Here is a 13544-nt window from a genome sequence, read left to right as displayed (position 1 = left end):
CGATGACGACGCCAACCAAAACGCATGAGACCCATTTCCGCCTTGGCACCCGCCGTTCGCCGCTGGCGATGGCGCAGGCCGAGGAAGCGCGCGACCGGCTTGCTGCCGCGCATGGAATCGATGTTGCGCATATAGAGATCGTGGCCGTCACCGCCAGCGGCGATCGCATCCAGGACCGGGCCCTCGCCGAAATCGGTGGAAAGGCGCTCTGGACCAAGGAACTGGACGCCTGGCTGGCGAGCGGAGAGATCGATTTCGCGGTCCATTCGGCCAAGGATGTCGAGACGATCCGGCCCGAGGCGTTCGCCATCGGTGCGATTCTGCCGCGGGAAGACGTGCGCGATGTGCTGGTCGGCGCCGAATCGATCCGCGCGCTACCACAGGGCGCGATTGTAGGCACCAGCGCCCCGCGCCGCGCCGCCCAGCTTCTCCATGCCCGCCCGGACTGCAAGGTGGTGACGTTCCGCGGCAATGTCGCCACCCGCCTTGCCAAGCTGGCGGCGGGCGAAGCCGACGCGACCTTCCTTGCCTCCGCCGGCCTCAAGCGCCTTGGCGAAACCGGCACCGGCCATCCGCTCGACGAGAACGACTGGCTGCCCGCCCCCGCGCAGGCAGCGATCATGATCGAATGCCGCGCCGACGATGCCCGCACCATGGCCTTTCTGGCCGAAGTCGATGATGCCCCCAGCCGCGCCGCCGTAGAGGCCGAACGCGCGCTGCTGGCCGGGCTCGGCGGCAATTGCCACAGCCCCATCGCGGTGCTGACACGCCACGAAGGCGCCGAACTGGTCATGCGCGCGGCACTCTACAGCCCCGATGGAGCCGAAAAGGTCGAAGGCGAAGCACGCTTCCCAGCCCATGACGCGAAAGGCCCGGCCGCTCTCGCCGCCGATCTGCTGGCCCGCGCGGTTCCGGCCATTGCCGTGCATTTCGCCGGTGTCGGAGCGGAGAGCTGACCGCCACCGCGCTCCCTCTTATCGTCATCCGCCCCGAGCCCGGCGCGCAGGCGACTTGCGCGGCGGCACGAAACGCGGGGCTGGGCGCCCTCTCGTTCCCGCTGTTCGCCGTGCGCGCGCTCGATTGGCAGCCAGTGGCGCGCGAGACAGTCGATGCCCTCCTGCTCGGCAGCGCCAATGCCCTGCGCCATGGCGGCCCGGCGCTCGATCTCTATCGCGGATTGCCGGCCTATGCCGTGGGCGAGCGGACCGCAGAAGCCGCGCGCGAGGCCGGCCTCGACGTGGTGCTTGCCGGCAGTGGCGGGTTGCAGGGCGTGCTGGGTCGGATAGATCCTGCGCACCGCCGCCTGCTGCGCCTGGCCGGGCGCGAACGGATCGTGCTGGACGTGCCGAACGACCTCTCGATCGCCACGCGGGAGGTCTACGCCAGCGAGGCGCTGCCGCTGCCCGCCGAATTGGCCGAACTGCTGGCCAATCCCGCCGTGGTGCTGCTCCATTCCGGCGAGGCCGCCGCCCATTTCGCCCGCGCCTGCGATCAAGCCGGGATCGACCGTGCCGCCATTCGCCTTGCCGCCCTCGGCCCGCGCATTGCCGAAGCGGCTGGCGCCGGATGGGCCGCCGTCGCCATTGCCCCCGAACCCAACGATGCCGCATTGCTGGCCTTGGCCCGCGACTTGTGCCAAGGCTTTACGCCGGGATCGTGATCTTACAGAAACGAGCGTGATGCAGGACCTGACCTCGCAGCCTTCCTTGATGCCACACCGCCCGCGCTCCCGCGCCGGGGCGGTTTTCGTTGCGCTGCTCGCCTTCCTGCTGGGGGGTGCCCTGGCCCTGTGGGGCGCGCAGGAGGGCTATTTCGATCGCCTGCTGCCCGGCCACGAGGCGAACCCGCCTGCCGTGCAGACCCCCGCCCCGCAGGCCGCCGCGCCGCTTCCCGCCCGCGCGCCCTCGCCGCAGGACATGGCCGCGCTCAGTTCGGTGGAAGGGCGCGTGGCGCTGATCGAGGATCGCCTTTCGCGCATCGATTTCCAGACGGACGCGGCTTCCGGCAACGCCGCCCGCGCCGAGGGGCTGCTGATCGCCTTCGCCGCGCGCCGCATGATCGATCGCGGCGAGCCGCTGGCCTATGTGGCCGACCAGCTTCGCCTGCGCTTCACCAATGCCCAGCCGCAGGCGGTGGAAACGGTGATCGAATTTTCCAAGAACCCGGTAACGCTGGACGAGCTTTCCGCGCGGCTGGAAGCGCTTTCGCCCGAACTGAGGGAAAAGCAGAGCGATGAGAGCCTGTGGCAGAAGGCCAAGGCCGAATTTTCCAACTTCTTCACCGTCCATCGCGATTCATCGACGCTGCTTTCGCCCACCGCCCGGATCGACCGCGCGCGCCTGATGGTGACGGCGCGGCGCATTCCCAATGCGATCAGCGAAGTGGAGCGCCTGCCCAATGCGCAGGCGGCCGACACCTGGATCGCCGACGCGCGCCGCTATCAGGATACGCAAAAGGCGCTGGACCTGCTGGAAACCACGGCGATGCTGGAATCGCACCGTCTGCAGGATTCGACAGGCGCCGCCGTCAACCAGCAGAGTCCGCTGGCGACGCCGGGCAGCGAACCTTCGCCGACGCCGGAGCCGACCGGGGAGGAGTGAGGCGGGCACCACGCGTCCAACCTCAAAGATTCCAAGAAAACTTCGTCGCCCCCGCGAAGGCGGGGGCCCCGCTTTCTTCCCGCTACGTCTCAAGAACAAGCGGGGTCCCCGCCTTCGCGGGGACGACGGCGTGTTGTTGCGCTGGCTTGGGTCGATAATCGCGGGCCGCGTGCTGAACGCGGCGGGCGGGGTGCTGAACGCCCCCGTCGTTACCCCTGAAGCAATTCCGGCAGCTTGCCCGACATGCCCCGCGCCTCATCCATGAAAAAGCGCTTGAGCGTCGGCAGGCGCTGCACCGCGCCCATGCCGAGCCGGCGCACCGCGCTGGGCAGACGGCCGGGAATGCCGAACAGGCGCGTCAGCCCATCGGTCACCGACATGACCATGAAGGCATCGAGGCTGCGCCACTTCTCGTAACGCTTGAGCAATTGCATATCGCCCGGCTCCAGCCCGAGGCGCATGCCTTCGGTCAGCACCTCCACCAGCGCGCCCACATCGCGCAGGCCAAGGTTGAGGCCCTGCCCGGCAATCGGGTGCATCCCGTGCGCGGCATCGCCGATCACCGCGAGGCGATCGTCGATCACATGGCCGGCGTGGTGGAAGCGCAGCGGATAGCTCATGCGCGGGGCCGAGAGCGAGATCTTGCCCAGCACGCCCTGCATGCGGCTCTCCACCTCGTTCACGAACATGGCATCGCTCATGGCAATGACGCCGGCGGCATCCTTCTCCGAAACGGTCCAGACCAGCGCGCTGCGGTGGCGCCCTTCGGCATCGTCGAGCAGCGGCAGCAGCGCGAACGGGCCGGCGGGATAGAAGATTTCCCAGGCCGTATTGTCGTGCGACTTCTCGTGGAACAGCCCCGTCACCATCGCGCGGTGCTTGTAATCCCACTTGGCGAGCGCGAAGCCGGCCTCGTCGCGAGTGGGCGACTGGCGGCCTTCGGCGGCGACCAGCAGGCTGGCCTTCAGCACGCGCCCGTCGCTCAGTTCCACTTCCACGCCGTGCGGGCCGCGATCGCGGCGCACCGCCTCGGTCTTCACATGCCAGGCGATGTTCGGCTCGCCCTTGGCCGCATCGAACAGGGCGATGCGCAAATCGCGGTTGGCGAACATGCGGCCCAAAGTGCCCTCGTCGGGCTTGGGCGTGAAGTCGATCCGGCCGGGCTTCATCCCATCGGTCACGGCAATCGAATCGATGGGGCAGCCAAGCCCCTTCAGCGCCGGCGCCAGACCGATGTTGGTGAACAGGTTCCAACTGGCGGTCGAAATGGCCGAGGCACGACCGTCCGCGCCTTCGGCCGTAAGGTCCGCCGGATCGGCGCGGTCGATCACGTGGCTGGTGATCCCCGCCTTGGCCGCAGCCAGCGCCAGCGTCATGCCGACGAGACCGCCGCCGAGGATGATCAGGTCGCGGCGATCCGCCGCTGTATCGAGCCTTGCTGCCGAGTCGTTCATCGACGGCAGCTATCGGCCTCCGTCGCGTCGATGTCGAGACACCTTCCGTCCCAAGTGCCCGCAGGCGCGGACAAACCCACCGTCGCGGCAAGGGTGGGCGCGATGTCCACGGTCTCCACCGGGTTCGGCTGTTCGAAGCCGGTCATGCCCTTGCGCCAGAACAGCATCGGCACGCGGCGGTCGTAATCCCACGGGCTGCCGTGGGTGGCCACCTTGCCGGGCGAGGCCTTGCCGGGAACCACGCCGCGCACGGTCAGCATCTGCACTTCGCCCGAACGGCCCGGCACGAACGAGGCGCGGACCTTCTGCTCCATCGTCCAGTCCTGCGGATGGCCCTTGGGCTCCGGCCACTGCATGATCTGGTCCTGCGTATAGACCGCCGCGATCTGCGGATTGGCCTTCAGCCGGGCGACGAGCGCCGGGATCACCTTGGCCTTCTGCTCGGGCGTCAGTTCGGCGGAGAGCCAGACGCTGCCCGCCTCGCCCGCGCCATAGAACAGCGGGCCGTTCTTCACGGTCACGCCGGTATCATGCGAGACGGCGGCGGCGAGAGCCTTCGCGCTGAGCGCCGGATCGATGCGCACGGCATCGGGATTGCCGCGCAGCTGCTGGCGCTCCGGCGCGTCGAAGCCGCCATGGTCGGCGCTGAGCACGACTTCATAGTCGATCCCGCGCGCGTCGAGCTGGTCGAACAGATAGCCCAGCGCCTCATCCAGCACGTTCATCTGCACGCACATTTCCACGCCCTCGGTGCCGAAAGCGTGGCCGACCTTGTCGGTGGCCGAGAAGCTGACCGAAAGCACGTCCGGCACGGCGTCCTTGCCCATGCCCAGCTCGTCCACCATGCGCACCGCCATTTCGGCCGTCGCGGTGTCGATGCGCGGACCGTTGACGTAGCTCTTGTAGTCGCCGGCTCCGGCGGGGAAGCGGTAGGTGCCGATGGTGAAATCGCCGATCGGCGTCGCGCGGTCGACATTGCCGCACCAGCCCGGAACCGCCAGCGGGCCGTCACCGGCAGCGATGCGGCGGGTCAGTTCGGCGTTCTCGGTCTCCACCGCCTTGGAAATGCGGCGACCCGCGAAGGTGGTGAAACCCTTTTCGCCGATCCAGTAGACGGCATCGGTATCATGCCCGCTCATCATCACCGCCGCGCGGTCCTTGGCGGAGACGGCCGCGTTGATCGTCTTCGGATTGGCCTTCTTCATCAGATCGCCCAAGGTGGGCGCGAGCAGGTGCTTGGGGCTGACCACCGGAACATCGGGCGTGGACTTGAGATCGCTCTCATCCTCCACGCAATAAACTTCCTTCTCCGCGCGGCCGATGCCGGGCACGTACCAGGAATTCGCGGTGATGCCGGTGCGGGCGGGATGCACGCCGGTCAGCAAGGTCGAGTGGCCGGGGCAGGTCTCCGTCGCGGCGTGCGACTGGAAGCCCTGCGCGAAGACCGCGCCTTGCAGCAGGCGGGTGAAGCCCTTCGAATAGTGCTCCCGATACTGCGCGAAGAGATCGGCGGAGAACTGGTCTACCGAGATCGCCACGACCAGCTTCGGTGCGGTCTGCGGCACCTGCTCGGTCACGGCCGGCATCGCAAGACTGGGGGCGATAGTGGCAGCGGGCGCATCCTTCGCCATGGCGGGCGCGGTCATGACAAGAGCCATGGCCATCGAAGCGAGCGAGGCGGAGAGAAAGCGCATCGGGGGGTCTTCCTTGAAATCTGGAGGCGTTGGGCGCAGATGCTGCATGGGCCGGATCACCGGATCGACGCAACCCTCGGCCAACCCACGGGAGTTTCATGAAAACGCGCCGCTATCGACTCTCCGTGACAGTCCTGTGTCAATTGCTGGTGCTGCTTCTGATCCCGTTCGCCGCGCAGGCGCAATCGGGGGCGACTCCGCATATCGCCGCCGAACTGGTGGCCGCCCCCGCCACACCGGGCAGCGAGACTGCGGTGGCCATCCACATGACGCCCGAAAAGGGCTGGCACGGCTATTGGTCGAACCCCGGCGATGCCGGCCTTGGCATGGAGCTGAACTGGACGCTGCCGGCCGGCGCGAAGGCCGGCACCCCGCGCTATCCGGTGCCGCAGACGCTGGTCGTCTCCGGCCTGATGAACCACGTGTTCGAACATGACTATGCCGTGCTGGTGCCGATCACCGTGCCCGCCGATGCCGCGCCGGGCAGCCGCCTTCCGATCCGCGTCGCCGCCCAGTGGCTGGCCTGCACGGAGCAGATCTGCGTGCCCGAACGCGCGGAGCTTGCCGTGGAAGTGCCGGTCGTCGCCAAAGCCTCTGCACCCGATGCGCGCTTTGCGGAATGGACGCGCCGCCTGCCCGCCCCGCTCGATGCCAGCGCCACGTTCTCGCTCGATGGCAAGGCGCTGCACATCGCCATCCCCCTGCCCGCCACCACGCCGCTGGCATCACCGCATGTCTTCGTGGGCGAGGACAAGCTGGTGGACTATGCCGCGACGCAGACTTTCGCGTGGAACGGTGACAAGCTGATCGTCACCATCCCCCGCGCCAAGATCGACGCGCGCGGTGCCTCCGCGCTGACCGGCGTGCTGCGGCTGGACGGCGAAGGCAACGGCATCGCCTTTTCCGCCAAGCCCGGCACGGTGCCGACCGGCGGCACGCCGCTGGCTGGCAACGCGGGCAATGCCCCAGCCCTCGCCCCGCTGCCGCTGCTCCTGCTGGCCGCGCTGGCGGGCGGGCTGCTGCTCAATGTGATGCCCTGCGTCTTCCCGATCCTCAGCCTCAAAGCCTTGAGCCTTGCCCGCGCGGGCGAGAGCGAGGCCCATGCCCGGATCGAGGGGCTGGCCTATACGGCGGGCGTCGTCGTCGCCTGCCTCGGCCTCGGCGGCGGGCTGCTGGCGCTTCGCGCGGGTGGTCAGGAAGTGGGTTGGGCCTTTCAGTTGCAGGAGCCGCTGGTCGTGGTCGCGCTGCTGCTGCTGGCCGCTGCGATCACTGCGAACCTGCTGGGCCTGTTCGAACTGACCGTGCCGGGCTTCGTCTCGGGCGGATCGCCCTCCAGCTTCACACGGGGTGCTTTCGTCACCGGCTTGCTCGCCGCTTTCGTGGCGACGCCCTGCACCGGGCCGTTCATGGCGAGCGCCATGGGCGCGGCGCTGCTGCTGCCGGTGCTGCCGGCGATGGCGCTCTTCGCGACGCTGGGCGTGGGCATCGCGCTGCCGTTCCTGGCCATCGCCTTCATTCCGCCGCTGCGCCGCCGCATGCCGCGCCCCGGCGCCTGGATGGTGACGTTCCGCCGCTGGCTGGCCCTGCCGATGGGCCTGACCGCGCTGTGGCTGACATGGCTGACATGGCAAGTCGGCGGACCGTGGTTCGTTGGCGCAGCCCTGCTCGGCGTCGCTTTGGTGCTGGCGGCGCTCTTCGTGATGGGGCGCACCCAGCGCCAGGGCGGCTCGTCGCGACCGGCAGCGGCAATTGCGCTGGCCATCGCCGTCTTCGCACTCGTCGTCCTGCCCAAGCCGGTGGCACCCACCACCGCGATCGATTCCATCCTTGGTGCCAAGCCCTTCAGCGAAAAGGCGCTGGCCGATGCCCGCGCCGCCGGAAAGCCCGTCTTCGTGTGGATGACCGCCGACTGGTGCCTGTCCTGCAAGGTGAACGAGGAAATCGCCATCGAACGCGCCGAAACCAAGGCCGCGTTCGACAAGGCCGGCGTCGTCGTGCTGCGCGGCGACTGGACGCGCCGCGATCCGGAAATCACCCGCTACCTCACCGCGCAAGGCGCCGCCGGGGTGCCGCTCTACATGTGGTACGGGCGCGACGGGAAGGCACAGCAACTGCCGCAAGTGCTGACCCCAGACCTGCTGGCGAACGCCGCCAGCAGGTGAACCGAGCGCGCCGCGCGACGAAAAATCGCCGAAATACGGCGCTCACCGTATTGTCCACCAAATCAGTTGAGATATGATGGTGGCATTCAGGGACGTATTCCAAGTCGACCTGTGAAAACCGATCGAGGAATCCCCCCATGTATCATGCCGCTATCCTCTTCCCCCCGGACCGAAGCGAACCCCTTTGCCGCGCCACCGTTTCCCGCACGCGATCTCCCATCTCGGCTGACCGGCGCGAGAAGCGCTATCCCTTGCTTGGGCTGGCGATGGCGACGGGAGTATCCGCCGTTTGCTGGGCAGGACTTGCCGCGCTGGTGTTCTGACGGATCGCCCTACCGCGTCTCGTGCCGCAGCAGGCCGGTGAACAGCACCGCGCAAACCACGTGCACCGCCACGACCCCCGCCAGCCAGCCGGGTATCACGACCGACAGGTCGATATACAGCGAAGTTCCAGCGACCAGCGATGCGAATGGGTATCCGTGCGACATGCCCGGATAGTCCGAAAACGCGGTTAATTCCGATTTTCGAACAGGGGTTTACACGTAAGTAAGGTTAAATTTTTCCACCCGCGAAGGCCTTGATCTCGGCAAGGCGCATGGCCTTGCCGTTGGCCGGTGTCATCGTCACACGCAGGCGCTCCGCCGTGACGGGCGCCCACGAAAGCCGCGTCACGCCATTGGCGAGCGGTGCGGTTGAAGGGGCAGCGACCTGCTGCCAGCGACCGTCCACCCATGCCTCCACCACAACCTTGCGCGGCGCGGCGAACTTTGCGCCATCGGCGAAGAACGCCAGTTCGGCGCTGCCCAGCGTGACCGGCTTGCCGAAGTCCACGGCATACCATTGGTCCAGCTTCCCGGCGGCAGAATCCCAGCCATTGGGAAGCTCCGGATAGAACCACGCGCGGCCGTCGATCGCGTCGTGCAGGTTCTCCGCCTCGGTGCTGGACGAGGCCGACGCCTTGGGGAAATTGCCGCGCACCAGTTGCACCGCAAGGTTGGTCTCGCGGACGATCGGCGCATTGGCCTTGCGTGCGAGCGGCACCTCGATTCGGCCGAGATCGTCGCGATGGACCACTTCCGCACCATCCACGGAGACCGTCAGCCCCTTGCGGCCATAGCGCTTGCCGTCCACGTCCCAGGTCACCGAAACCTCGTGCCCGTGATAGGGCACGCGCTCGATATGGAACCAGTTCAAGGCCTGCGCATCGCCGGCAGCGGGCAGCAGCGGGTTCACTTCCAGCACGTCGTCCGCGCGCGGGCGGATGCCGACAAGACCGGTCAGGATCAGGTCGTTGTAGCCCGAGTGGAAGTAGTGATGGCTGCGGTCGAGCCCGACGATGGGCTTGCCCGTCTCCGGATCGTAGTCCTCTTCCAGATCCAGCCTGCCGCCCTGATAATGCAGCTGCGTGTATTGGCGCAGCATCCGCATATAGTCGCTGCGGGTGACGGGGCCGTGATCGTCGTAATGGTCCAGCAGGTTGCCCATGGCGGCCAAGACCTGCGTCGTCTGATAAGGCCAGATCGGGCCGTTCCACTGGCACTCACGCGCGTCGCCGAGGTAGCGATACTGGCGCATGTAGTATTCGTAGCCCTTCTCGACCGTGCGCATCCCAGCCTTGCCCGCCAGCCCATTGGCATCGAGCAGGTGCGACCATGCCGAGGCGTACTTGCCATCGTCCGGCACCATGTCGAACATCCAGGGCAGATAGCCGACCAGCTCACGATTGCGGATCGGGTCCCAGTACTTCACGAACTCGTTATTGACCTGATAGCGGTCGGCGAAGTGGCCCAGCGATGGGTTCCACAAGTCCTGAAGCACATGCGCCTTCAACGCCCCGGCCCGCTCGGCGTATTCTTGCGCCATCGCAGTGTCGCCGGCCAGTTCGGCCATCTTCGAAAGCGCGCGGGCATTGGCGAACATGTAGCTGTTGATCGAGGGGCGGAAGGAATCGCCGCCCCGGAACCCGTCCTTGCCGCCCGATGCGTCGATCGAGGACACGGTGTACTCGGTCGCATCCAGCAGCGGCTCGACGAAGTAGAGCCCCTTGGAAAAGTCGAACTTCTCGTCCCACAGCCGGTAGACGTGGCGCATCGTCTTGAGATGCGCGAGCAGCGCCTGCTTGTCGCCGTCGACGAGGTAACGGCCCCAGACCGAGTCCGCCATGTAGTCTGTGAAGTGGCGGTCGTTGCCGCCTTCGTACATGAAGTTGACGTAGTCGTCGGTGAAGCGGCGGTCGTTCAGCCAGCGCCCTTCGGCGATGTGAAAGCCGCTGGCATCGTTGAGGCTGGCGAAGGGTTCGCGCTGCCAGCCCACATCGTCCGCGAATTCGGTGGTGATGTAGCCTTGCGCGCCAAGATCGCGCTGATGCGCGCGGAACAGGCCCCAGCGGTAGTAATAGACCGCATCGATCTTCGGATCGGCGCTTTCGAAGAAGGGAATGCGCTGCTGATACCAGGCGGCGTCATTGCCGAAGCGGGCCTTGGCGATGGCGGCGATATCGAGCTTTGGAGGAGCCTTGCGACTGGCCGAAGCGGGGACGGTCGGGGCGGCAACCGGCGGGCTGGCCGCCGTGGCAAGAAGCGCCGCGGTGGCAAGGATCGTCCGTAGATTTCCGCGCATCGTTACCCTTTCATGGTCCGGCGAGCGTCTGGCAGCCATCAATCAGAAAAAACAAGAGCGGCCGGTCCCCGGGGCGTGTTGGGAGAGGAAACCCCGGAAAACCGGCCGCCCGAAGCAGCCCGCGACGCGGAATGGCGATGCGCCGCGGGTTGCTGGTACGTCTTACTTAAAGGTGAAGCGGGCGCCCAGCGCGAAGGTGCGCGCCAGCTGGAGCGTACCCAGGTTGAACTGCTGGGCATTACCCACGTTGTCGAACTTGTAGTAGTTCTGCTGCTTCGACTTGGTCAGGTTCGTCGCGTCGAACGTCAGGCCGATGTCCTTGGTGACGTTCCAGGTCAGCTGCATGTCGAGGCTCTCCTCCGGCTGGTACCAGACGCCAATCGGGTTGGCGAAGAGGCGAGCTTCGTTGTTGTGCAGGAAGCCCTTGCGCCAGACGTAGGAAACGCGGGCGTTGAACGGACCACGATCATAAGCGAGCGTCGCGTTGTACGAGAACTTCGAAACGTTGAAGAACTGCGACGTGCTCTCGCCGGTAATGTTGCCGGCCGAGTCCGTCAGCGGGATGTTCTGCTTCGAATCGAGCACCGTGGCGCTGCCCTGGAAGCCAAGGCCGTTCAGGATGCTGGGCAGGTAGTTCGGGAAGTAGGTCACGCCCACTTCCACACCCTTCAGCACGCCGTTCGACGCGTTCACCGGACGGGTGATTGCGAAGTTGTCGGTCGCACCGGCGACGATACCGTTGTTGGGGATGTGTTCCATCACCGTCAGCGGCACGACCAGGCCCTGGATCTCGCGGCGGAAGCCCGTCACGAAGATACCGCTGTTGCGTTCGAAGTACCATTCCAGCGCAAGGTCATAGTTCTTCGAGTGGGTCGGCTTCAGGTTCGCCGTACCCGCCGAACCGCTGCCGTAACCGACATTGGTAAGGTCACCCGTGAGCGAGTAGTTCGGGTTGATATCCGCGAAGTTGGGACGACGCAGCGTTTCGCCATAGTTGAAGCGCAGGCGCAGGGTCGGCGTGATCTCGTAACGGGCGGTGAAGTTCGGCAGGAACTTTTCCGACTGCGCGCCGGACTTCGTGAGAGCGCCGTTGTTGTAGCGGTCGTAGAAGTTCGAATTCGTGGTCACCGAGACATAGCGCACGCCGCCTTCAAGCTGCAGCGGGCGGCCGAAGATCGACAGTTCGCCGTCTGCCATGACGTAGGCCGACATGGTCACTTCGTCGATGTCGAAGGTCTTCGCCAGCGAGAGCGCATCCGAGGTCGGCAGGCCGTAGAGACCGCGCACATAGTCGGCGTTATCGTGCACCCAGCTGCCCTTCGGGAGCACCCAGCTGCGCGGCACGTCGGCAATGCCCTTCATGAAGCCGGAGTTGGTGAACCAGGCTTCTTCCGGCAACGACGACAGAGGCACGCCAAGACCGGCGGCATCCTGCGTGCGGACGTAGTTCGACGCCTTGCGGTCGTCGATACGCATACCCGCCTTGATGCGACGAATGAAGCCTTCGTCCCAGGTGTAGTAGCCATCGAGCGTGCCGGTGATGGCGCTGCCCTTGTCCTTGCTGGCATTGTCGTACAGCTGCGCCACGTTCCACTGGCTGGGATCGGTCAGCTGCGAATCGTCGTTGAAGTGGTACGACGGAATGCCGCCGCCAGCATTGAAATCGACCGCGATCTGATCCGCCACGCGATCGGTACGCATGGCGATGAACGAAGTCTTGTTGGTGCTGGTCTGGTAGGCGACGTCGCCGATGATCTTGCCGCGATCGCCCAGATCCCATTGACCGTTCAGCGCATAGATAAGGCTGTCGGTACGGTTGGTCGAATAATCGCCGCTGTTGAAGCCATAGACGTCGTTGGCGACGCGCGACTTGACGATGTTGGTGCCGTCATAAAGCTCGACTGCCTGCGGATCGGCCCAATAGTCGACGAAGCTGAACTGCAGCGAGTTGAAGGTGTGCCCACGGAAGCCCGCATAGAACACTTCGGCGGTGTAGACCGAGCTGGAGTTCGGCGCCCACTGCAGGGCGACGTTGAACGAAGGACGCTCACGCTCGCCATAAAGGTCGGACGAGAAGGCCGCATCGCGCGACAGGTAATAGGGAACGTCAACGCCGTTGTAGTTGATCGTCGACCCCGGCGCGGTCGGCAGACCGTAGTTCAGGCCCGGCTGCCAGCCCGAGAAAATACGCTCCAGCGGGGCAAGGCCCGAACCGGCAGGCGGGGTTTCCGTCGCGAACGGCACCATGGCGCCGGCCGTGGTCGACATGTTGCGGTACTTGGTCTTGCTCCACGAACCGTTGACCAGCAGGCCCACGTCGCCAATCCCGGTTTCCCAGCGGTCGCTGACCAGCAGCGCGACGTTGGGGTTATAGCTGTCGGCCTGCTCATTGTAGATGCCGCGCACGAGGCCCGAGATCGCGAAGCCGTCGAAATCGAACGGGCGACGGGTCTTCACGTCGATCTGGCCGGCAAGGCCGGTTTCGATCTGGTCGGCCGAGCGGGTCTTGTAGACGTCGATCTGCTTGACGAGGTTGGCCGAGATGTCCTGCAGCGCGAACGACTGGCCGGTCGCGGTGAAGACGTTGCGACCGTTCAGCGTGGTCAGCGGGTCGGAAAGGCCGCGAATGGTGATGGTTGCCGCTTCGCCGCCGGCGCGGTCGGTAACCTGCACACCGGTGACGCGCTGCAGTGCTTCGACCACGTTGTTGTCAGGCAGCTTGCCCACGTCTTCGGCGACGACCGAATCGACGATCTGGATGTTGTTCTTGCGGACGTTGAGCGCGCCGACGATCGAGGCGCGGACGCCGGTGACGATGATGTCTTCGCTGCTGGGTGCGGCGGCATCGTCAGCGGCGGTCTGCGGGGCCGCATCCTGTGCCTGAGCGACGCTGGCGAGGCCGAGCGCGAGAACGGATGCCGTGCAGAAAGCAAATGGCTTAAGCGCCATGGATCAACCCTCCCATGTGGGGCTGGCCCATACCATGCCCCTTCCGATTACTCTGACTAATTATTA

Annotated in this window: 9 protein-coding genes; 4 read left to right on the top strand and 5 right to left on the bottom strand. The window is 66.2% G+C overall.

The features are described 5' to 3' along the window. Positions 1–2 precede the first annotated feature (2 nt). The 3 genes from hemC to ACZ1JV_RS10730 are packed head-to-tail and all read left to right on the top strand — an operon-like array spanning position 3 to position 2600. Positions 3–956, top strand: a complete 954-nt coding sequence (gene hemC / locus ACZ1JV_RS10740) for a hydroxymethylbilane synthase (RefSeq protein ID WP_465151555.1) — start codon at positions 3–5, stop codon at positions 954–956. Then, the gene (locus ACZ1JV_RS10735) at positions 953–1660 is read left to right on the top strand and encodes a uroporphyrinogen-III synthase (RefSeq protein ID WP_465152544.1); all 708 of its coding nucleotides are present in this window, start codon (positions 953–955) and stop codon (positions 1658–1660) included. Before hemC ends, ACZ1JV_RS10735 begins: the two co-directional genes overlap by 4 nt. 49 nt (positions 1661–1709) lie before the next feature. Then, positions 1710–2600 (top strand): hypothetical protein, encoded by an 891-nt coding sequence (locus tag ACZ1JV_RS10730; RefSeq protein WP_465151554.1) that lies wholly within the window; start codon positions 1710–1712, stop codon positions 2598–2600. A gap of 209 nt (positions 2601–2809) precedes the next feature. Here ACZ1JV_RS10730 and ACZ1JV_RS10725 read toward each other — a convergent pair whose 3' ends face one another. Both ACZ1JV_RS10725 and ACZ1JV_RS10720 read right to left on the bottom strand, forming a co-directional pair. Beyond that, positions 2810–4054: an FAD-dependent monooxygenase gene (locus ACZ1JV_RS10725; protein WP_465151553.1), complete on the bottom strand. Its 1245-nt coding sequence runs from the start codon at positions 4052–4054 to the stop codon at positions 2810–2812. Then, a complete protein-coding gene (locus ACZ1JV_RS10720; protein ID WP_465151552.1) occupies positions 4051–5748 on the bottom strand; it encodes an alkaline phosphatase family protein in 1698 nt (565 codons plus the stop codon). Before ACZ1JV_RS10720 ends, ACZ1JV_RS10725 begins: the two co-directional genes overlap by 4 nt. A gap of 98 nt (positions 5749–5846) precedes the next feature. On the opposite strand from ACZ1JV_RS10720, the gene ACZ1JV_RS10715 reads away from it, so the two are divergent. Beyond that, positions 5847–7910 carry a protein-disulfide reductase DsbD family protein gene (locus ACZ1JV_RS10715; RefSeq protein WP_465151551.1) on the top strand — a complete coding sequence of 688 codons (2064 nt, stop codon included), beginning with the start codon at positions 5847–5849 and terminating at the stop codon, positions 7908–7910. Positions 7911–8242: 332 nt separating this feature from the next. Here ACZ1JV_RS10715 and ACZ1JV_RS10710 read toward each other — a convergent pair whose 3' ends face one another. The 3 genes from ACZ1JV_RS10710 to ACZ1JV_RS10700 all read right to left on the bottom strand — a co-directional run bounded on the left by ACZ1JV_RS10710 (position 8243) and on the right by ACZ1JV_RS10700 (position 13478). Further along, positions 8243–8398: a hypothetical protein gene (locus tag ACZ1JV_RS10710; RefSeq protein ID WP_465151550.1), complete on the bottom strand. Its 156-nt coding sequence runs from the start codon at positions 8396–8398 to the stop codon at positions 8243–8245. Positions 8399–8462: 64 nt separating this feature from the next. Continuing rightward, complete coding sequence (locus tag ACZ1JV_RS10705) at positions 8463–10529, bottom strand: MGH1-like glycoside hydrolase domain-containing protein (protein ID WP_465151549.1); 2067 nt, start codon at positions 10527–10529, stop codon at positions 8463–8465. 162 nt (positions 10530–10691) lie between these two features. After that, positions 10692–13478, bottom strand: a complete 2787-nt coding sequence (locus ACZ1JV_RS10700; RefSeq protein WP_465151548.1) for a TonB-dependent receptor — start codon at positions 13476–13478, stop codon at positions 10692–10694. Positions 13479–13544: the final 66 nt, after the last annotated feature.

It is taken from the genome of Novosphingobium sp. BL-S-19 (assembly GCF_055521675.1).
The sequence above is the reverse complement of the archived record's forward strand: the minus strand, read 5'-3'. Positions and strand labels throughout refer to the sequence as shown.

Excerpts from the sequence above, each read along its gene's own strand:
- hemC (WP_465151555.1), top strand. The coding sequence starts at position 3 with ATGACGACGCCAACCAAAACGCATGAGACCCATTTCCGCCTTGGCACC.
- ACZ1JV_RS10730 (WP_465151554.1), top strand. The coding sequence starts at position 1,710 with ATGCCACACCGCCCGCGCTCCCGCGCCGGGGCGGTTTTCGTTGCGCTG.
- ACZ1JV_RS10725 (WP_465151553.1), bottom strand. The coding sequence starts at position 4,054 with ATGAACGACTCGGCAGCAAGGCTCGATACAGCGGCGGATCGCCGCGAC.
- ACZ1JV_RS10720 (WP_465151552.1), bottom strand. The coding sequence starts at position 5,748 with ATGCGCTTTCTCTCCGCCTCGCTCGCTTCGATGGCCATGGCTCTTGTC.
- ACZ1JV_RS10715 (WP_465151551.1), top strand. The coding sequence starts at position 5,847 with ATGAAAACGCGCCGCTATCGACTCTCCGTGACAGTCCTGTGTCAATTG.
- ACZ1JV_RS10710 (WP_465151550.1), bottom strand. The coding sequence starts at position 8,398 with ATGTCGCACGGATACCCATTCGCATCGCTGGTCGCTGGAACTTCGCTG.
- ACZ1JV_RS10705 (WP_465151549.1), bottom strand. The coding sequence starts at position 10,529 with ATGCGCGGAAATCTACGGACGATCCTTGCCACCGCGGCGCTTCTTGCC.
- ACZ1JV_RS10700 (WP_465151548.1), bottom strand. The coding sequence starts at position 13,478 with ATGGCGCTTAAGCCATTTGCTTTCTGCACGGCATCCGTTCTCGCGCTC.